The sequence below is a fragment of the Dehalobacterium formicoaceticum genome (assembly GCF_002224645.1).
GTDB classification, from domain to species: Bacteria; Bacillota; Dehalobacteriia; order Dehalobacteriales; family Dehalobacteriaceae; genus Dehalobacterium; species Dehalobacterium formicoaceticum.
The window spans coordinates 2,143,844-2,164,044 of sequence record NZ_CP022121.1 but is presented as its reverse complement, the minus strand read 5'-3'; the positions used below and the strand labels follow the sequence as shown (position 1 = coordinate 2,164,044).

At 42.7% G+C, this 20,201-nt stretch carries 21 protein-coding genes; 8 read left to right on the top strand and 13 right to left on the bottom strand.

The features are described 5' to 3' along the window. Positions 1-222: 222 nt before the first annotated feature. Positions 223-582 carry a BlaI/MecI/CopY family transcriptional regulator gene (locus CEQ75_RS10480; RefSeq protein ID WP_089610450.1) on the top strand — a complete coding sequence of 120 codons (360 nt, stop codon included), beginning with the start codon at positions 223-225 and terminating at the stop codon, positions 580-582. Next, positions 579-2,870 carry a M56 family metallopeptidase gene (locus CEQ75_RS18960; RefSeq protein ID WP_242965105.1) on the top strand — a complete coding sequence of 764 codons (2,292 nt, stop codon included), beginning with the start codon at positions 579-581 and terminating at the stop codon, positions 2,868-2,870. Before CEQ75_RS10480 ends, CEQ75_RS18960 begins: the two co-directional genes overlap by 4 nt. A gap of 124 nt (positions 2,871-2,994) precedes the next feature. Here CEQ75_RS18960 and CEQ75_RS18375 read toward each other — a convergent pair whose 3' ends face one another. The 6 genes from CEQ75_RS18375 to CEQ75_RS10445 form a co-directional block, all read right to left on the bottom strand. Further along, on the bottom strand, positions 2,995-3,150 hold the full coding sequence (locus CEQ75_RS18375) for a binding-protein-dependent transport permease (RefSeq protein WP_157677416.1): 156 nt from the start codon (positions 3,148-3,150) through the stop codon (positions 2,995-2,997). 148 nt (positions 3,151-3,298) lie between these two features. Further along, entirely contained in the window at positions 3,299-5,779 is a 2,481-nt protein-coding gene (locus CEQ75_RS10465) for an FtsX-like permease family protein (protein WP_089610448.1), read from the bottom strand. Then, positions 5,776-6,450 carry an ABC transporter ATP-binding protein gene (locus CEQ75_RS10460; protein WP_089610446.1) on the bottom strand — a complete coding sequence of 225 codons (675 nt, stop codon included), beginning with the start codon at positions 6,448-6,450 and terminating at the stop codon, positions 5,776-5,778. Before CEQ75_RS10460 ends, CEQ75_RS10465 begins: the two co-directional genes overlap by 4 nt. Positions 6,451-6,509: 59 nt before the next feature. Beyond that, positions 6,510-7,673, bottom strand: a complete 1,164-nt coding sequence (locus tag CEQ75_RS10455; RefSeq protein WP_089610444.1) for a HAMP domain-containing sensor histidine kinase — start codon at positions 7,671-7,673, stop codon at positions 6,510-6,512. After that, positions 7,661-8,335 carry a response regulator transcription factor gene (locus CEQ75_RS10450; protein WP_089610442.1) on the bottom strand — a complete coding sequence of 225 codons (675 nt, stop codon included), beginning with the start codon at positions 8,333-8,335 and terminating at the stop codon, positions 7,661-7,663. Before CEQ75_RS10450 ends, CEQ75_RS10455 begins: the two co-directional genes overlap by 13 nt. Before the next feature lie 352 nt (positions 8,336-8,687). Next, entirely contained in the window at positions 8,688-9,920 is a 1,233-nt protein-coding gene (locus CEQ75_RS10445; RefSeq protein ID WP_089608955.1) for an IS110 family RNA-guided transposase, read from the bottom strand. A 713-nt stretch (positions 9,921-10,633) separates the two neighbouring features. Here CEQ75_RS10445 and CEQ75_RS10440 point away from each other — a divergent pair. The 6 genes from CEQ75_RS10440 to CEQ75_RS10415 all read left to right on the top strand — a co-directional run bounded on the left by CEQ75_RS10440 (position 10,634) and on the right by CEQ75_RS10415 (position 14,730). After that, positions 10,634-11,602, top strand: a complete 969-nt coding sequence (locus CEQ75_RS10440; RefSeq protein ID WP_089610440.1) for an NADH:flavin oxidoreductase — start codon at positions 10,634-10,636, stop codon at positions 11,600-11,602. Between the two features lie 208 nt (positions 11,603-11,810). Beyond that, a complete protein-coding gene (locus CEQ75_RS10435; RefSeq protein WP_089610438.1) occupies positions 11,811-12,524 on the top strand; it encodes an AzlC family ABC transporter permease in 714 nt (237 codons plus the stop codon). Continuing rightward, positions 12,521-12,856, top strand: a complete 336-nt coding sequence (locus tag CEQ75_RS10430) for an AzlD domain-containing protein (protein ID WP_089610436.1) — start codon at positions 12,521-12,523, stop codon at positions 12,854-12,856. Before CEQ75_RS10435 ends, CEQ75_RS10430 begins: the two co-directional genes overlap by 4 nt. 641 nt (positions 12,857-13,497) lie before the next feature. Then, on the top strand, positions 13,498-13,788 hold the full coding sequence (locus CEQ75_RS10425; RefSeq protein WP_089610434.1) for a type II toxin-antitoxin system Phd/YefM family antitoxin: 291 nt from the start codon (positions 13,498-13,500) through the stop codon (positions 13,786-13,788). Further along, positions 13,766-14,083, top strand: coding sequence for a type II toxin-antitoxin system RelE/ParE family toxin (locus CEQ75_RS10420; RefSeq protein WP_089610432.1), 318 nt, complete (start codon positions 13,766-13,768; stop codon positions 14,081-14,083). Before CEQ75_RS10425 ends, CEQ75_RS10420 begins: the two co-directional genes overlap by 23 nt. An 80-nt stretch (positions 14,084-14,163) precedes the next feature. Further along, entirely contained in the window at positions 14,164-14,730 is a 567-nt protein-coding gene (locus tag CEQ75_RS10415) for a DUF3841 domain-containing protein (RefSeq protein WP_157677415.1), read from the top strand. 40 nt (positions 14,731-14,770) lie between these two features. Here the strand turns inward: CEQ75_RS10415 and CEQ75_RS10410 are convergent, their stop codons facing one another. From CEQ75_RS10410 to CEQ75_RS10380, 7 genes are all read right to left on the bottom strand, one after another. Then, positions 14,771-15,337, bottom strand: coding sequence for a DUF3841 domain-containing protein (locus CEQ75_RS10410; protein ID WP_089610427.1), 567 nt, complete (start codon positions 15,335-15,337; stop codon positions 14,771-14,773). Between the two features lie 13 nt (positions 15,338-15,350). After that, complete coding sequence (locus tag CEQ75_RS10405) at positions 15,351-15,632, bottom strand: hypothetical protein (protein ID WP_089610425.1); 282 nt, start codon at positions 15,630-15,632, stop codon at positions 15,351-15,353. A gap of 32 nt (positions 15,633-15,664) precedes the next feature. Further along, complete coding sequence (gene galU, locus CEQ75_RS10400) at positions 15,665-16,537, bottom strand: UTP--glucose-1-phosphate uridylyltransferase GalU (RefSeq protein WP_089610422.1); 873 nt, start codon at positions 16,535-16,537, stop codon at positions 15,665-15,667. 398 nt (positions 16,538-16,935) lie between these two features. Continuing rightward, positions 16,936-17,964 (bottom strand): DnaD domain-containing protein, encoded by a 1,029-nt coding sequence (locus CEQ75_RS10395; RefSeq protein WP_089610420.1) that lies wholly within the window; start codon positions 17,962-17,964, stop codon positions 16,936-16,938. A 431-nt stretch (positions 17,965-18,395) separates the two neighbouring features. Beyond that, a complete protein-coding gene (locus CEQ75_RS10390; RefSeq protein ID WP_089610418.1) occupies positions 18,396-18,542 on the bottom strand; it encodes a YvrJ family protein in 147 nt (48 codons plus the stop codon). Positions 18,543-18,584: 42 nt separating this feature from the next. Then, a complete protein-coding gene (locus tag CEQ75_RS10385) occupies positions 18,585-19,457 on the bottom strand; it encodes an N-acetylmuramoyl-L-alanine amidase (protein WP_089610416.1) in 873 nt (290 codons plus the stop codon). Positions 19,458-19,943: 486 nt separating this feature from the next. Continuing rightward, positions 19,944-20,174, bottom strand: coding sequence for a DUF2922 domain-containing protein (locus CEQ75_RS10380; RefSeq protein ID WP_089610414.1), 231 nt, complete (start codon positions 20,172-20,174; stop codon positions 19,944-19,946). Positions 20,175-20,201 lie beyond the last annotated feature (27 nt).

The window sequence follows — 20,201 nt, the reverse complement described above, 5'->3', positions numbered from 1 at the left end:
GTATAAGAAAATACAACCAGGTGCGGGGAGCCGCTATGTTCACGGTGGAACTGCTTTGCAGAAGGAATAGTATTACATGTAAATCTCAAGTTTTTCTCAATTTCACTTTTTCTCGGCTTTCTTTTATTCTTCCATCCGCAGGCTTTTCTTGACAGATAAGGTCTATTGCAGTAAACTAAAGGCGAGGTTTATCGCGGTAGACTCGAGGAGGTTTTATCACGCATGGAAAAATATAAACTGTTTGATGCAGAGTATAAATTTGCGAGTATTATTTGGGACAACGAGCCAATCAATTCAACAGAATTGGTACGGCTTTGTGCAGACAAGCTCGGATGGAAGAAATCCACCACCTACACGGTTTTAAAAAAACTCTCTGATCGCGCCATCCTGCAAAATAAGGATGCGGTTGTGACCGCACTTGTCAAGCGAGAGGATGTGCAAAGGTACGAGAGTAATGCAGTGGTGGAAAAATCCTTTAATGGTTCTCTTCCGAAATTCTTAACTGCTTTTCTTGGCGATCGAAAAATCACCGAACAAGAGGCTGAGGAACTGAAGCAGATTATTGAGGAGGCGGTAAAATGAGTACCTTATCAGGACTGTTTACAACCATTCTGAACATGAGCATCACTGCATCCTATGTGGCTGTCATCATCATTCTTGTCCGCCTGCTTTTAAGGAAAGCTCCAAAGTTTTTCTCTTATGCCCTATGGGCTGTGCTGCTGATTCGCCTTATCTGCCCCTTGTCTTTCACTTCCGATTTTAGCTTTTTGGGACTGCTGAATATTGACTCGCGGAGTAATTCCGGTGTTTTGGAATATGTGTCCAAGGACATTGGTTTTATGCCGGAACCTACTATTCAATCCGGCACAGGCAGCATGGATAGCATAGATAGCGCAGTGAACTCATCCTTACCCCAGGCTGCACCAATCGCAAGCGTAAACCCTATGCAAATCTGGATGGAAGTTCTCAGCCTTATCTGGCTTGCAGGAATTGTTGTCCTGCTTTTGTACAGTGTGATCTCATACATAAAAATAAAAAGACAGCTTCTAACCGCTACCCTTGTCAAAGGCAATATTTATGAGTCAGACCGGATCGGCACAGCTTTTGTCTGCGGGTTTATTCATCCAAAAATATATGTGCCTGTAGGTGTCGGAGACGCCGACCTTTCCTACATACTGGAACACGAACGCACGCATATCCAAAGAAAGGATTATCTCATTAAACCCCTTGCATTTTTCGCCCTCATTCTCCATTGGTTTAATCCGCTGATGTGGTTGTCCTTTGCGCTTATGAGCCGGGACATGGAGATGTCTTGTGATGAAAGGGTTTTACAAAAGATGAATCAGGATGCCAAGGGCGGTTATTCCCTTTCTTTGCTTTCACTTTCGTTAAAAAGAAGCGGACTTTTTACGGCCAACCCTCTGGCCTTTGGGGAAAGCCATGTAAAGGCAAGGATTAAGAACGTAATAAATTATAAAAAGCCTGTATTTTGGGTGATGATTGCTTCCGTCGTTGTCTTAATAGGCGCCGGTATCACACTCTTATCAAATCCCCAACCCAGATATGCGAATTTAACCTTGGAGAATATAGAGAGTATGACCTTGACTTCAGGGTTAGATGATAGGAAAAATACAGTTAGCATTGATCCTGCGGACTGGGTTGAGATCATAAATATGATCAATACCGCTAAAAGAAGCAATATTGCCGAAGAGTATCAACCTTCTTATGGAGAGCTCTACCCCATCATCAATACCCTGACAGTTTCGGCAAATGAGCAAGGAGCAGCAAAAACATATTCATTGATGATTTACAACCATAAAGATTGGGATGTTTTTCACGGAGAATATGAATATAAACTTGCCCTTAACTGCTCCTTAGAAAATGGCAAAACAGAATTATGGGGACTCCCCTATGCCGAAGGCTACCGGCTGATGGAATGGATAAATGGAATACGTGATAGCAAACAAAATAATGATATCAATAATGGTGGAGCCTCTGATATGGACTCTGATATGGACTCTGATACTACCGATATTGCGAAATTAGTAGAGGACAACATAAGTATCATTATGTCCTCACCAAAAACTTCTTCCAATCCCCAGGATTATATCAATGCTCATCAGAACGAATATGAAAACTTTTTTAAATATGGCGGAGAGGATGCCCTGCAATACATGCTGACCCAGTTTGAGGCCGGAAACGCCGAAGGACTGCGCGGGCAGATCATGATGAGGGTGTGCAAGGAACTTCTGGGCGCACGTAATAACGTTACCGACGAATCTCTGTCCCCACAGGAATGGTACAGTGCCCTATCCATACGCCAAGAAATTCTGCTGCCAAATTATGAGTATGACGGTCAGGACAGAATCGAAAAGCTTGTCTATGATACCGAAATAGAAAGAGATTCAGCCTCTAATAAAAGAGGCGGTTTTATAATTGTCGCTCCAAAAATTTTTGCTAGCTACGAGGAAGAGGATCTGCTAAAGGTCTTCGTGACCACTTATAGTGCAAGGTATAAACTTTTTGGCAACACTTTATCGCAAGAAGGGGGCAGCATCATTCCAGCGGCAATCACCTATCGCAAAGATAATAGCGGCAGGTATATCCTGGAGAAATACCAACAAGCAGGAGATGGCTCGGAATTCGATCCATCAATTAGGGAATATTGTACGATGCCCGTATCCGGTAGGGAGATCAAAGGGCTTGCAGACAAAATCTTCAAGCATTATACAAACTACGGGGATATCCGTACCCTGCTGTATGATAACCTGTTTAAACATTTAAAGAAAAATAGGATTAAAGACGCAACACTTGCCAATTCTCAAGGCGAGGTTGAATTTTCCATGAGTAATCCGAAATACAAACCGTGAATCCCTTATTCCCTCCAGAATCCAGAAAAAAAGCAGCAAAAAAGCAGACAAGTAAAATAGCCTTATTAGCTTTAATTTTGTTTGATGGAGATCATGCTCATAATGTGCCTAGTTTGAGTGAAGTTTATTTCTTCTTTTCGTTGAAATAAATTATAAATCCACCCATAATAGCTACACTCGAAATCGTACCTATTCCTTGATAATCTCCTACACCTAAATAAGCTTCTATAAGAAGCCCTAATACAAGAGTTATAATTGCTGCAACAATAGCTTTTCCCATTTTGATATACTCCTTCGTAAATTATAAATTCGCTCCGAGAGCGTAAAAGGCTTATGCCAATCGAATGCTCATAACATGCGCCTACTCAAGGTCTTGGATATTCATTGTCTCTAACTGACTGTTTTTCTTAATACTTTCTCTGCAAGCTTTATTCAACAGTTTCAATGGAATCCACGATGCTCATCTTTGCAATCTGGCTGAGGGGAATACAGGTCGCAATCAGACAGGCAACAATAGATGCGAAGGCTGCTTGAATAATGGGGGAAATCGGCACAGCCACAAACACAAGTTGATCTGTTGCAGCTGCTTCTACAAAGATGGTGCAAATATATCCTGCCACAGCCCCAATAGCACCAGCTATTATACCGTAATAGGCACCTTCCCACAGAAAGGTCTTATACAGGCTTGCCGTACTCATGCCGATTGCACGCTGCATCCCGATTTCGTTGATACGGGTGTGAATATTGGTGTAGGTCGTATTAATGATGTTCAAGAGTCCAATTAACCCGATAAAGAGTATCAGCCCCCATGCAATCAGCCTAATTTGCTGATAGCTTTCTTCCAACTGTCTATCAGTGTTCTGATAAGAAAGCCAACGGCTTCCTGCTGTTTGATTGCAGATTTGCTCTATTTTTTGCTCCACAGCTTGGGTATTCGCTCCATCTTCTAAAATCGGGTACAGTTCTGAATAGGTGTTCTTTCCTGTCAGCTGATCATAAACCGTATCAAACACCACCACTTGAACGCCGTTTACAAATCCTTCGTTATCCAATCCGACAGCATCACTATTTCCGAATACCTTCAGTTCATTATTAGCAACTGAAATAGTATCCCCGGCTGTGAAAGAGGTTGTTTCTGTTTGTTTTCCTTCATAAGCTATGGCAATGGGGTTTTTGATTAAGCAGGCTTTTCCATCCTTCAACTCTTGCATCTCGTCTTTGGTGAGTGCTGGCATAAGTGATTTCAGACGTTCCTCATCGACTCCTATAATTTGCAACGTTTCTGCCGGTCTTAACTTGAATCCTGTTTCGATAGGCAGAGTGCCGTCGCTTTCCTGCTTATAAAGGCTATATTTTAAGGTGGATACAGAAGAAATCCCTTGCTGCAATTTTAAATCCTCCACAACAGATGGATTAAAACCAATTGTATCATTCGTAATGGAGTAATCCCCTAAATGAAGCTTTTGTACATCTTGAGAAGCATCAAGCAAGCCGGAAAAGGATTGGATCGCCACAAACACCGTAATGCTCATCACTAGTGACAGGATTGTGATAGCAGTTCGAGCAGTATTTCGTTTGAGATTTAATCTTGCATAAAATGCTTCAAAATTACGGATATGCTTATCCTTTCGATTTTTCCGCTTCACTTTACTTGTTATCCCATGCATGGCGACGGTGGGTGAGACCCTGGCGGCATATCGTGCGGCAGGCATGGCAGCAATAAAGGCGAATACTAAAGTAATCGCTGCGCTAACAAGCAGAGGAAGCAGCTTCCCTGTACTATTCTGTGCGATCAATTTATCAAGCTCTTGAATGCTTTGCACCATGAAGATTTCCGGGGAGAACAGGCTGGTAGCCGCTTTTGTGATACCACCGGCTGATATTACGCCTAGAATAGCACCTATAGGAATACCTGCAAGGCATAGCAGGATTAGCTCTTCTGCAACCAAACGATAAAGCTGTCCTTGATGGGCGCCGATTGCCCGTAGAGTCCCATATTCCTTTATTCGTTTACTCACCGCGATTTTCAGAATGTTGTAGATAACAAGACCTGCTGCCAATAAGACCAATGCACCAATCATAATACCGGCCACAGTCATATAGGAAAAACCACTGGTTTTGCTTTCATCACTATCGCTCTCACTATAGTCAATGCCTAATGCGCTCAGGTAGAGCCAATTGTATTGGATGCGGCTCTTGGGAACCCCAACCTTATCAGCAAGATCGCTGACGGTCTGTTGGAAGCCACCCTTATCTGCCGTGCGAAAATCCGTCGAATAGAGCTTATACTTTTCCGAAAGCCATTTCTCTGCAGTTCCTTCTCCGGCAATTCCGGTAACAACTCCTGAGCTGTAGCCAATATAATTGCTTCTCAATATTCCGCACAAGGTAAATTCCGCTTGATATTCATAAGCTTCTTCTGTGTCCTGAAGGAGTGAAATGCTTAAACTAAGTGTAACCGTATCGCCAATGTCACCGGAAAACCCCAAGTAATCAAGTGCATCCTGGGGCAAGGCGATTTCTCCTGCTTTCTGCGGGAGATGCCCTTTGCTAAGCTGTGTAACAGTTGGATAAACTGATAAGTCTTGCTCGTCATATTCTCTAAGCTGTAATGAGATTCCACTGTTCTTTAGCTTTGCTGTGCCAAGAGTCATATTACTGCCGACAAAAGAGAGCCGGTCATCTTTCTCAAGAAATAGTTTTTGCTCCTCAGTCAAGTTGTGGAATGTTGCGTATCGGTTTCCATTTAACATTCCGGCCTGCTGCTCCCGTAAGGCCTGTAAAATTCCCCAAGACTGACCAATCACCGTTGTCATCATAGTAGACAGTATAATGGCAATTAGAATGAGCGTGGATGTTATTTTTTGAGTTTTTAGCTCTTTCCAGGCAAGTGCATGATAAGATTTCATCGTGCTGTCACCTCCGAAAGCACTCCATCCACAATAGCAAACTGCCGATCTGCCATTTGTGCTATGCGGCTGTCATGTGTGATGATGACCAGTGCTTTGCCAAATCCCTTCCAAATGTTTTTAAGCATTTCCATAACCTCATTACCGCTCCTGCTATCCAAATTACCTGTGGGTTCATCCGCAAAGATAACATCTGGCTTTGCAATCAATGCGCGGGCAATGGCAACACGTTGCTGTTGTCCTCCCGAAAGCTCGCTGGGCAGATGGGATAATCGGTTGGTGATTCCTAAAAGTTCGGTAATTTCCTTCAAATAGGCTTCATCCGGCTGACGCTTGTCCAAAAGTAGGGGCATGATAATATTCTCTTTTGCAGTCAATACGGGCAATAAATTAAATTGTTGAAAGATAAAGCCAATCCTGCGACGGCGAAAAGCCGAAAGCTCTTGATCATCCGTTTTGTAAATATCCTTTCCGTCAAATGTAACAGTCCCGGAGGTTGGCGTATCCAATCCGCTGATTATATGAAGCAGTGTGCTTTTTCCACTGCCGGATGGGCCCATAATGGAAATAAAATCACTTGCTGCAATTTCGAGATTTGCTTTGTTGAGAGCGACCACCTTGCTTTCACCGCTCCCATAATATTTTGATAAGTCTTTTCCTTCAATTATCATAAAAAAACACTCTCCTTTCGTTGATAAGGAGAGTTTATCAAGCAATTCTCAAAAATTACTCAAGTTTTAGAAATATTAAATCTTGCTGTAGCCAAAGCCCCGTCTTTAGTGTTTTGCAGCTGCAATGAACCATTGTGTTTTTCGCATAGCAGCCGACAAATATAGAGTCCCATGCCAAAATGGGGGCTGTGGTCGTTACCTTCATCACCGCGAAGAAATGGCTTTGCTACCTTGTGCAGGATTGCATGCGGAAATCCCGGCCCATCATCCTGTACGGACAATATAAGCATTTCCGCTTCTAGTCTTAAGCTGATCTGGATTTTAGTTTTTACGAATCTCACTGTATTCGCAATAAGATTTTCCGCTACATTGAATACAATTGCCTTGTCAAGCCATACATTTTTTTTCAGAGTTTCAAATTGGTCTTCTGCTTTTACTTCTACTATAATGCCGGAATCCATTGTAAGCAGACGGGCACTATCTGATAACTCCTTAATCAATGTTTCCAAATTAATTTTTTTTAGGACACATTGTAACTCCTCCAGATGTTGTACGCTGCTCATGGCTTCAATATACGTTTCAATTCTCCCAGTATATTCCTCGATCATTGCTACGGAGTCCTGGGCATTTGGGGGTGATAATGTACCATTGGCTAGTCCCTTTTTAAGTAGCTTGGCAGAGCCTTTTAGTACGGTAACCGGATTGCGTAGATCATGAGAGAAAGCCGCATTGAGGCGCTTGCGCTCCTCCATTTGCCGCCAAAGCTCCCTATTATTTTGCAAAAGCTGGCGACGCATTTTTTCAAAGGAATTGCAGAGCTGTCCCAACTCGTCTTGGGAAATAGCTTGGATAGAAAAATCTAAATCGTTTTGCATAATCCGCTCTGCCCCGGCTTGCAACTCTTCAAGGGGATTTTTGATCTTCAGGCGATAAAATACTAGACTGGATGATATCAAGCCTGCTGTTACAAAAAGAACAGGAAGTGCCAATTGTAAAACCCCTAAGGCGTGATACCAAAGGGGAACAGCATTATCAGCCGTTGCTGCAGGCGGAATTATAACACCGTTGCCGTCGATTTTCATTTCTAATGAAGTTCCGTATTCCTGTGAAATTTTGCCGATGCCTATTACAGAAAAAGTACTTAAGACGAGGGCGATAAGTAAAAACAGCATCGTCAAGCAAAAAAATGTCTTTTTTAAACTCATCTGCTTCAGCCGTTCCACTTATAACCCACCCCCCATACCGTATCAATATAACTGTGCCGGGTATACACGGCTAATTTTGAGCGAATTTTTCGGATATGCTCCATGATGGTATCACTGCTGCCGTCACCATCGATGCCCCATATAGCTTCGTAAATCCTTTCCCGGTCAAAGACTTGCCCAGTATTCATGGAAAGCAGCTCAACAATCTCAAATTCCCTTTTTGACAATGGGATAAGATTACTATTTACCCTTACCTCTCGCTTTAAATAGTCGATGGCTAGCTCGTCAAAAAACCGCACAACAGACTGGTCCTGCTTTCGCTGTTCCCGGCGCAAGTGAGCTTCCACACGTGCACCCAACTCATCTATGTCAAAGGGCTTAACAATGTAATCATCCGCACCGGCCTGCAATCCTATAATCTTATCCTTACTTTCGATTCGTGCAGTAAGAAAAAGAATCGGACAGGAAATATGTTCACGAATGCGCTGGCAAACAGAGATGCCATCCATTTCCGGCATATTGATGTCAAGCAGAATAATGTCCGGTTGACATATAATCTTTTCAAGTGCTTCTTTACCATCATAAGCAGAATATACTTGGTATCCTGACATTTCAAAATAATTTTTCATCATTGTAACGATGCCTTTTTCATCATCAACGAGTAATACTTTATGTTTCAAATAACACCCTCCCTTCGTCCCCCTGTCTTCGTTCTATTTAACGGTTTTTTCTGGTCACTGTTATCGCGAATACTTCACAACATATATCAGTAAGCGTCAAATCAAACCCACATATTCGTCCTTTTCTTACTATGAGATAATGAATTCGAAAAGAGGGACAAAACCTCCTCCATGACAATCACAAGGAAGCCTAGCGGTAAAATGTCAACATTAAAAAAATGAGAAATTGGAAAAAAAATAAGGGAACATGAAAAGTTCTGCTAAAAAAGGGTAACCCAAATAAACCTCGCACCAAATACCAATAAATGTAAGACGGTGAAAGGATATAAGAAGACCCAGTTAGGAAAAAGAGTTAATCTCTCCTTTCTGGTGGTGTGTACAGTTTGTTGGTCTTTAGTAGCATAAAGACCAACCGTACCAATTTTCGGGCAGTTAAGACGAGAGCACGTTTGTGCTGATGTTTCAAAGCTTCAGAATACTTTTTAGCATAAAAGGCGGCGTAATCACTATCATAGCGACGAACAAGGTTGGCAGCTTGTACCAAATAGTAACGCAGATACTTGTTGCCGGTACGTAATCGCTTAGTTTCATCGCTTTCAAATTCTCCGGATTGATATTGGGACCAAACAAGGCCTGTATACTTAGCCAGGGCATTATGATTGTCAAAGCGATTAATATCACCAATTTCAGCAATAATACCGGCAGCAAATACAGGACCAATGCCTTTGACTGAAGACAAAGTTTCAGGGACAGATTTCATGATCTTTCCAATTTCTTTATCGATCTTAGTGACTTCTTTTTCCATGGTCTGAATTACAGTAAGCATGACCGATAAAGAAAGATTAACAGGATCAGCCATGGCCTTATCAAGGCGATATGAAGAGCGAGCCAGTTTTTGTAAGAATAAAGCTAACTCTTCAGGGTTATCAAAACGGTTTTTCCCTTTTTCCTTTAGAAAATCCACCAATTCAGTAATGGACATGGAAACAATCTGTTCAGGCTCAAGTTCTTGCAAAACTGCCAGGCAGGTAGCCCCAAACATATTGGAAAAAGGGTTGTCCTGGCGCAGACCACTGAATTTAAGGAAGACCTGATTGAGAAAGTAGGTTTTGTCTCGGGCGATACTTTGCATCAGATGAAAGCGGGTTCGTGTAAGTCGCTGAAGAGCTTCATATTGAATGCACGAAGTCAATTCATGAGGAAGACGGCCAAATCTAAGTTGGTCCGCAATCACCCAGGCATCAATACGGTCATTTTTAGGAAGACAATCATATCCTTTCTTGAAACGAGCTACCTTTCTTGCATTAAGTACAAAAACCTGAGACTGAAAATCAGTAACTTCGTGGAGCCCGGCATTGAGAAAATGGGCTAAATGCCAGCCCAAATTAGAAGTAGCCTCCATACCAACACGAACAAGACTAGTCTGATATTTGACAGCAGATTGAAGGATACGTTGCAATAAAGTTTCAGCCCCGTTTAAATCGTTGGGAATAGAAAAGGAAGCAAGAGCATCACCGGAATCATTCATGAACTGCACAGAATGAGAGCGGAGGCTCACGTCAATTCCTACCATAAGATTTGCCATATCCACACCTCCCTTCGATAAATAATCAAATACTTCTCAGACCTGGGTGCCCATGGGAACCATCTAAAGCAGCCTCGTCATCAGAACTCATGAACAGGAAAACGACAGCTTGGGTGCTACCCCCGAATTCCTGACCCGGTGCAACTAGCGGTTAGATACTCGATGATGGACCACGGGTGGCAGGCTTTATAAAGCAGTATCCAGCAGGATCCGCAAGGAGTGACAGAAATCTCCCGAAAAGTACCTGTCGATCCCATTGTCCCATGAGCAGGTCCAAGAAACAAGACAGAATAAAGCAATAAAAAAGACAGCAAAAAGAGAACAAAAAGGCAACAAAAAACCAGCCAAGCAACAGCTAGTATTTCTACTCTGGCTGGCTGGTTTCCAATCACTAAGGAATTCAAGCATCCTGTTATGGGTCATATACCCTGAGCGTATTATATTTAAACGCCATAGTAACCAGGATTACTGATTTCCAAAAGTGCTCTATATTCAATTAAAAAGTTTTACCATCTAGTTTTGAAGAAACAAATCAAACAACAAAATGATTTGACCACAATCTATAATCGCGCGCCTTACAGATTAAACATGGACTACAAGTTTGCGAATGAAGAGATTCTTCAAAACTGGGAACCGGTTCCCCGGATCGCTATTCTTCAACTGGAAATTATGCTATCCGGTGGATCTAATACTATTATACGAGGAGTGGGTTTATGAATTTATTTGATAAAACGCAAATTGGCAGTTTGGACGTAAAAAATCACTTTTTACGCTCTGCTACTTACGAAGGAAAGGCTACCAAAGAAGGATTTCCCACCGAAGCCACCAAGTCCATCTATCGGAATTTGGCTTTATGCGGGGTCGGCACAATCATCACCAGCTACACCTACATCACAGAATATGAACAACCGGATAAACATCAGTTAGGCATCTACAATGACAGCTTTGTTGAAGCATACCGTGATTTGACCGATACGGTTCATACCTATGATACACAGATTGTGATGCAGATCGTGCATGGGTCTTCTTTGAGTCAGGGATACCCGGAAAGGGCTAAGATCCTCGGCCCATCTGCGATTGTTCATCCTGCCTCGGGCATAACACCGCAAGAAATGACAAAAGATGAAATCCAGGATGTGGTTCGTTCTTTTGCGGACGCTGCCGGACGTGTAAAGGCAGCCGGATTCGATGGTGTGCAGCTTCACTGCGCCCATGGCTATTTGCTGGCACAGTTCATTTCTCCATTATTTAATCAGAGAACTGACGAGTATGGCGGATCTGTCCAAAACCGTCTCCGTATTCTGTTAGAGGTCTATGAGGCTGTGCGCAAAAATGTTGGAAAGGACTATCCTGTATGGGTCAAGATGAATTCCTCTGATGAGGTACCAAATGGACTTGAAATAGAAGATTTTCTGAAAATCTCAGTCCAGCTTGCCCAGGCAGGGATCGATGCAATTGAGGTCAGCGGCGACCAATGGAGTAAGCACAAGGCCAACGAACGGCTCTATTATAAAGAGGCGGCAATCAAACTGTCTGAGGCAGTAGATATCCCCGTGATTTTAACAGGGGGCATCCGTACCATTGCCGATATGAAACAGGTATACCAAAACAGCAAAGTAAATTTGTTCGGCTTTGCCAGACCTTTCCTGAAAAATCCGGCGTTCATTCAATCGTTATCCTAAGGGAAAGCATGGGCCGAATTTCAATTAGAGTACAGGTGCATGGCACCTGCGATGTTAGTGTTCATCAACGTCGAAGGTTATCGCAGTTACTCTAACACTTTTCTTTGACAAGAATGGTTAGAAATAAAACGCCAGGTTGTTTATGATTTACGTAATTTAGTGAATTTTTGATTGCTTTGACTAACGCAGAGGTAAGGGGACGCGGCATTTGGAAACCAAAAGACAAATTGTGCAAAAGGCTTTCAAAACGGCTTTTCCATGCACAATTCCGATTTTTGCAGGCTTTGTATTTTTAGGCATCGCCTATGGTATTTATATGAACGCTTCGGGGTTTAACTTTTTATATCCCATGCTGATGAGCCTGACGATTTTTGGAGGCTCGGTGGAATTTGTGGTGGTAGGGTTGCTGTTGGGTGCTTTCGATCCTTTGAAAGCCTTAATGCTAACCTTGATGATCAATGCCCGGCATTTGTTCTACGGTATCTCAATGCTGGAGAAATACCGAGTTCCGGGCCTCAAACGATTCTATTTGATTTTCGGTATGTGTGACGAATCCTTCTCTATCAATTACTCGGCGAATATTCCGGAAGATGTGGATAAAAGCTGGTTTATGTTTTTTGTCACGTTACTGAATCACTTCTATTGGGTACTGGGCGCTACCCTGGGCGGTTTGTTTGGAGGCTTGATTAGATTTAATACAAGGGGCCTTGAGTTTGTTATGACAGCTTTATTTGTTGTAATCTTTTTGGATCAGTGGATGAAAGAGACCAGCCATTACAGCTCCTTGATCGGATTGGGCATGTCCGCGATATGCCTGATTCTCTTTGGTAGCGGCAATTTTATCATTCCGGCAATGGTGCTGATTTTATTGGTTCTATCTCTGTTAAAAGGGGTTTTGATGAAAGCAGGTGCAGTGAAATGACGATGAGTATTGGTCAACAGATTATAACAATTGGGGTTGTGGTGTTTGGGACAATGCTAACCCGATTTCTTCCTTTTATCTTGTTTCCCGAGAACAAACCAACACCCAAATATGTGCAATATTTAGGGAAAGTGCTCCCCTCCGCTGTGCTGGGAATGCTAGTAATATACTGTCTAAAGGATGTCAACATCCTGACCGGAAGCCACGGAGTCCCGGAGCTGATTGCTATCGTGGTCATTGTAGTGCTTCACTTCTGGAAAAAGCAGATGCTTATTTCTATTGCGGGAGGAACCATCGTATATATGCTGCTGGTGCAGCTCATTTTTATATAAGTAATAAATAATCTTAAAAGGTGCTGCGCTTTTGCGATAGCTTCACCTTTATTTAGTCTCTCATAAATGCTCAGCAATCTAAAACCTTTATTCCCATTATAATCACTATAATCACTATTGATTGTCAAATTTTTCACCAACCTATCTATCAGCTCAATTTCATTATACTTGCCATGATAGACACATAATGGGGTTCTTGTAAATTTCCTTATTAACTTAACGATAAACCCTATTAATCTATATTTTACCAAGATAATAAAATTATAATATCATAAGATTTTACATTTTCCTATATATTTTGCAGTACACCGTTTTACTTTTATCTGATGTAATATATTTATCATTCGGAACACATCTCACTCAGAAGATTCCTGCATGGACGGTGTTTCAGATCGAACATAAATAAAATAAACACAAAAAGCACCCCTTCAGCCTTATATGCTGACGGGTGCTTTTTTTTGTTCAATTATTAGTTAAACCTCCAAAAAAGGGATTACAATATAGTATTATTTTTTCTTAAAACTTTTCTTGGGATTGCAGCATACCCGGGAGATTGAAAGGCTGTAACCAAATTGTTGATTGAATTCATAGCATGAAAGGAATATAATATGATTAGAATGTTACTACAAGGAGCTGATACCATGCATATTAAACCGTCCGCAAGCATCAGGCAAAACTATAATGAAATTGCGGCTTTATGCAAATCCTCCGGAGAGCCTCTGTATCTTACCAAAAACGGTGAGGGCGATCTTGTGGTCATGGATATAGATTCATTTACCCGTCGAGAAAAAATGCTCAAGCTGCGGGAAGAATTGTTGGCCGTTGAGGAAGATCGAATGGCTGGCCGCACCGGAGTAACACCGGATGAACTGGACAGCTATTTGGAAAGCATTATAGATGAGGTGGAACATGGAAAAGAAGCCCCAATATAAGGTCATTGTTTCCGACCGTGCCCGTCAGATGCTGGCGGGCCACGTTCGTTTCCTAGCGCAAAAAAGCCCTTCTGCCGCCCGCAGGACAAAGAATGAGTTAATGGATGCCATTCGCTCCCTTTCCACCATGCCGGAGCGATTCCCTTTTCTCAACGCAGAACTTATACCGCTGAACAAGTATCACAAGATGTTCGTTGAGAAATGGTATTTGATTCTTTATCAGATTAGGGATCAGGCGGTGTATGTCGATTATATCGTGGATTGCAGACATGATTATGGATGGCTGGTCAGATAATTATTATAATGATAATGAAGTCATATCATAGAACAGAAATTTTGTATGAATCCGGTAGGATTCGGGATGGAGGATCAATCATGGAAACCAAAATAAAGGTTTGGACGGCACAGGCCAAAATAGTAATTGATACTATCGAAAAATATGGGGTATATCATGTCAAACGGGAATTTATTCTGAAGAAATACAAAGAACTATCCAGACTTTTTCTTGATCCTTATGACTGGTTTATCCGCCGGGCGGTTAATCGTGTCACCCCGCCCCCGGGGGCAGAATACCCAGTATGGGCGTACTGCGATGCCAAATTTATTTCTAATTACGGCCCGGGTGACTATATTATCGAGCTGGATATTCCGGTGGATCAAGCTGTATTTTTTAATCAGGGGAAATGGTTAAGGATTCTTAACCTTTCTTACATTCCTCTAAATCCAGATGACGATAAGGATTTCAAAAACAAGATCAGCACCCAGGGCCTGCAACACACCTCCCAGGCATACCTGAGCAATTTCTACCCGCTGCTTAAGAGAGAAATCATCGCCAGCTGGGAAAGATTGTTTGACGAAACCATCAGACTTTCGGAAGATGAGATGTGCGCACTGTGGGAAATAAAAAAAGAATGGATCACAAATATAATCAGCCCCAAATAACAGTACAAAGTCTCCCCCATACGGAGACTTTGTCAAAAAATTATTTGGTTGGAAAAATGGTGTTTTTGATCCATTCTGACCGAATTTCCCAAATCACGGCCTGATTGGAGCCTGATATTATAATCTCGGGATCAAACAATCTCTGCCAGCTTTGTTCCACTTCCCGCTTGAGGATCGGATAAAAATTTGTCATGTAAATACTGCTTTTGTTCTTGATCCCCATGACTTCCAGCTTTTGCTCATACGCTTCATTGTCCTTGCTGTCTAGAGGTATATACCATAAATTGAGAATATAGTCCCACTTGCCGCTGTCAAAGATAATGACATGCTCTCTTTCCACTTCCAGCTCAAGGCGCACCTGTCCTTCCATCAAGCCAAATGACCCTTCCTGGTTAAAAGCTGTCCAAATGGGAAATTCCACACCCTCCGGCCTGGAAACAATGCTGTCTGCGGCATGGGAAAGCCACTTGTAGACTTTTAAGTAGAGGTCCGAAATAGTGTCGTACTTTCGCCTGATGCTCCCAAGCGTTGCCCGATATACACCTGTTTCTTCAATTTCCTTTAGTACACGGCTATCTTGGGTTGTGTACATTTTTAATTTTTCCATGCGATTAGATCTCCTACTTTATTCGTTCCATGATAAATTTATCATGTTTGCTCACTTCAGCCTCAATCCGATCCAGCTTTTCCGAGTTTTGTTTGTAAATATCTAATAAAGCGGCTAATTTTGAGCCGTGATCATGCTCTACGCGGGTAACCGTTTGATTGATATTTTTAACATCCGACTCTAATTCATCCATTCTTGAGGTAAGACCTCCTATCTGCTCAGTATTGTTTCCCACCTGATCAGTAAGGATTCCTAACTTTGCCACAATCAGCTCCAATAATTCTCTATCGGTCATTGACTAACCCCCCTTAAATCAATTTTAACAACCTACGCCAAATTCTTTACCTTACTCAGCAAATACCTCTGAAAATCCTCTCTCAAATCCTCCCGCTCTAAGGCAAAATCCACGGTTGCTTCCAAAAATCCCATGCGATCCCCCACATCGTAGCGTTTTCCTTCGAAAATATATGCGTATAATTTACGGTTTTTGCTTAAGGTACGCAGGCTGTCTGTTAATTGAATCTCTCCCCCGGCCCCGGGCTGCTGCTCCTCCAGGATCTTAAAGATGTCGTGATGAATAATGTAACGTCCCAGTATCGCCAAGTTGGAAGGGGCATGCTCCCGGGCAGGTTTTTCTACCAGATCCTCCACGTCATATAAACGGTTTTGCACCATATTCCCTTTGACAATTCCGTATTTATGAACATCTGTATCCGGAACAGGCTGTACCCCTAAGACACTAACCTCATGTTCCTCAAAAGCTTCCATCATCTGCTGCAGGCAAGGTTTTTCCGCCCGAATAACATCATCCCCCAGGAGGACGGCAAAGGGTTCATGCTCGACAAAACGCCGGGCACAGAGGATCGCATGGCCCAGGCCTAAGGCTTCCTTTTGGCGTACATACTGGATATTGGCCATGCCGGAGATCTCCTGCATCATGCTCAGCAGTTCATATTTTTTATGTTTCTCCAGTTCTGCTTCCAGTTCATAGGATTTGTCGAAATGGTCTTCAATGGCCCTTTTCCCTCGGCCGGTAACAATTAAAATATCTTCAATCCCGGAAGCAACGGCTTCTTCCACGATAAACTGAATCGTGGGTTTGTCGATTATGGGAAGCATTTCCTTGGGCTGGGCTTTGGTAGCCGGCAGAAACCTGGTCCCCAAGCCGGCAGCAGGAATGACTGCTTTGCGAATTTTCATTTTTGCACCATCCTTATGATTAATCTCATTGATCAGGGATAATTCGTACCTGACAGCTATTAGATTGCCCAGTCTTCGGCGATTGCCTCTGACCAGTAACGAGCTATTTACTATGGTATTTTATGGTTACCTAAATTTGGTTACCTAAATTGACGACATTGCTTCACTATTTAGGATAAACCCAATAAATAAAGTTACCTGACACCTACATTATAGCAAAGGAAGTGATCTGGAAGGAAGCCCTTTTTTAAATTAGGGCAAATCTGCGTTTTGCATTTTTATAATTTGCTGTGTTTAGCTAATCAGTTAATCTTGTGCACTGGGTACTCTTCTCTCTCTCAATCTCAATCTCAATATCTTTCTCAATATCTTTCTCAATATCTCTCTCAATCTCACTCTCACAGCTCATAAATCCCAGCATATTTTTCATAGGTTGCCTGGTTTACCTTGCTAACAAAAGGAGGGGTGCGGCTTTTCCCCCTTTGTTTACGACGCCCTTCATATTCCTTTACCTCAAAAAGGGTGCGCAGATTGGCCTTTTTCCATTCTCCCAGAATGGCGTTCATGTAGTTCAGGCGGTAAACTCCTTTCAAAACGGCAATCTTCAGAGCTTCTGCGAGGATTTCCAATCCGTAGCTTTCTTCCCATGACCGGATTTGGTCCAGCTCCAGGGGACTTAAAGGGCGTCCGAATTCTCTTGCCACCATCACAGCCGCCGCTGCGGTCGAAACTAAGACCTCTCCACCATCTGCGATCCCAATAACTTCTGTAACTCCCCTATCTTCCCTTTCCTTTTCCGGCACACCTTTTTCTTTTGCCTCTTCTGTAGCAGCCAATTCTGTAGCTGCCGCCCCTTCTGTCCTGGCGGTAACTGCAATTTCAGTTCTTTCCCTCATTTCCATCATTTCCATTTCTGCCGCCGCTGCCGCAAGTGACGCCGCTGCCTCCTTTTCCCGAGGAGCACCGGAGTTCGGGTTAAGGGAATCAGAAATAAGGTTAAAGGAATCCGGCATCAGGATAGGGGAATCAGGAATCAATTTAAAGGAATCAGCCGGAGTGGTTTCCGCCTTTTCCGGACTTGTCACGAAATTTCTCGATTTTTCCGTCGGAGCAGGAATGGTGCTCTCTATTTCGTTTTTGTGTGGATTTTGATGCTTCTTGAAATTAATCACCCAGACATAAGCATTCCCCTCTACCTGATATCTTTGGATCAAGCCTTGTTGGTGCAGATCCTCCAGCAATCCATCCACATCACAATCATCATAGGGTAAAAGCTCCGCTTTGATTCTTTTGGGTCGGTCTTCCAGACGGCCTTCCCGATCGGCAATGGTCCAAAGGCCGGCAAAAAGAATACGCCCCAAAGGTGCGATCTCTGCCAACTTGTCATTCAAAAAAAATCCTGGTTTAATGTTACGGGAACGAGCCATGTTACTTTTCCTCCTCTTTAAATTCCATCTGAACATTTGTTCGTTTGTTTATTATAATTCAGGCAGGGGTGATTTTCCAGATGGGCATATCGGGACATCCCCGGCAAAAGAGAACAAGGGGGACAAATAAGGATAAAGAAAACTTGGCTTGAGGTAAGCCTTATTTGCACTTATACTTTCAACCTTAAAATAAAATTTATGTTTTCTAAAATTATAGAAAAAAAACTACCGACGGCGGTAGTTTTCTTTTAGGTGTCAGAATTTATATAATTATTAGCCAGAAATTTTTTGATGTCCGTTTTTTCCATATTCTTGATACTTGGCCTTCCTTCCTGCTTGCTTTGCTTCCCCTGAACACCTGTTCGGTAACTAAATTTTACCGAATATATGATCCCCTGTCAAGGGAATTCTTCCAAAGGAGAAATTACTTGCTATTTTTTCAGAAATTCGATGACTTTGGCCAGTTCGGCAATGCTCTCACTTAGGGTATCCAGTTTTTTTTCAATACGGATCAGCAGATATGCTGAAATGGCAATGGGAAATCCTACATTGCTGATGATTGTAATCAGTTCTTCCATTTTTTCTCCCTCCTTTTTTCTTTAAACCATCTGATGATAGTATCAGATCGCGGCAGGGCGTGTTTCCCGCCAACTGTAGATTGTTTTCGCCTGCACTTGGGCAATTTCTCTTAAAACATGATCTTGTCTTAAGCTGTCTTCCTCCAGGGGGTTGCTGATAAAACCGTTTTCCACCAGGAAAACAAGAGGGATCCCTCCGTCCTGGGTGATATCCAGTACCGTAATCCGGTCCTCCCCGGGGTACCGGGAGCTTTTATCCACCTTCGCTCCCCGGTTGTTAGTTCTTGACACTTGGGCAATCACCCTTGAAAGCTCCGTGGCCTTGCCCTTCGTTTCCGGTAAATCAATGCTGTAGAAGACCTCCACTCCTTTGGCTTCCCGGTTTCCGGCGGCATTAAAATGCTCTGAGATAAAGATGTCTGCTCCCCAATGGAGGGCTGCCCTGCCCCGGGCTTTAAGATCAACATACTGATCCTGATCCCGGCTTAATTTCACGGCAAAACTCCCCAGCTTCTCTAATTCCTCTTTTAAATATTTACTCAGGGTCAGGGTCAAATCCTTTTCCCTGGTGCCTTTCTGTCCCACGGCCCCCGGGTCTTTTCCCCCATGGCCGGGATCAATAAAAACCTTATAAATCCTGCTGATCTTGTCAATTTTGTCAATCTTATCAGTCTTGTCAATATTTTTATGATTCTCATCCTTTTGGGTCAGCTCCACATATTCTTTAAAAACCCAGCCGATGGCATTTCCAAATAAGACCTTAAACCACTTTTTGCGCTCTCCCAAAACGATCAGTCTGGTTCCGGCAGGAGCTATACCCAAAAGGGTACTTTGATCCTTTGGCTCCCCACGCACCTTCAAGTTGATCCTGGTGGTGACATTTTTTACGCTGCTGATTGTGGTCGCATCTCTCATAATTCTTTTACTCCTTTTTAAAAATCACCTGACTGCGGTCGGGATATCCGGTCAGAAGAGAACTGTCACGGGAAAATATTATAAAAAACATATTTTGCTACATATTCCTCTATACTAATATTTATATGCTTGTCTATCCCCTTCTGTTTCTCCATGAGAAAAAAATAGTGAACTCGTTCAGCTAAATTAATCCCGGATAAGGTGATTAACATAGTTCTTGGTATTAGTGGCAGTTAGTTATCGGATTAACAGAGTTCTTGGCATCAGGTGGATTTTTAATCCATCTGATGCTTAGAAATCGTTATCCAGGAACTTAGTGCCACTTATCCCACCGCTTTATAAAGCGGGGGTATTAGTGGCAGTTAGTTATCGGATTAAAAAGAGGGGACTGGTGATCCAGCCTCCCCTCCCCCTCTTTTTCTATGCGTCCCTCAAACAACTTCTCAGACAGCCGACGAAACGTTACCTTTTGCTCACCCAGCTTTTTTAGGCTGGATCATACATATCCGTCGTTACCGTATCGATGATTTTGGCGTCTTTCTTTTCTACCAGGTCACCGCCGGTACTGAGAAAGATGTTTTTGGCGATGATATCATCCATCGCAGCCGCAATCTCCCCCTGGGTCAAACCCTCTTTGGGGTTATCGAAACTAAAGGACACGGTGGTACCGGTTTCAGTACCGAAGGACATGCGCAATGTCTTTTTTGTTTCAGCCATTCTTAGATGTCAACTCCTTTCCTATAT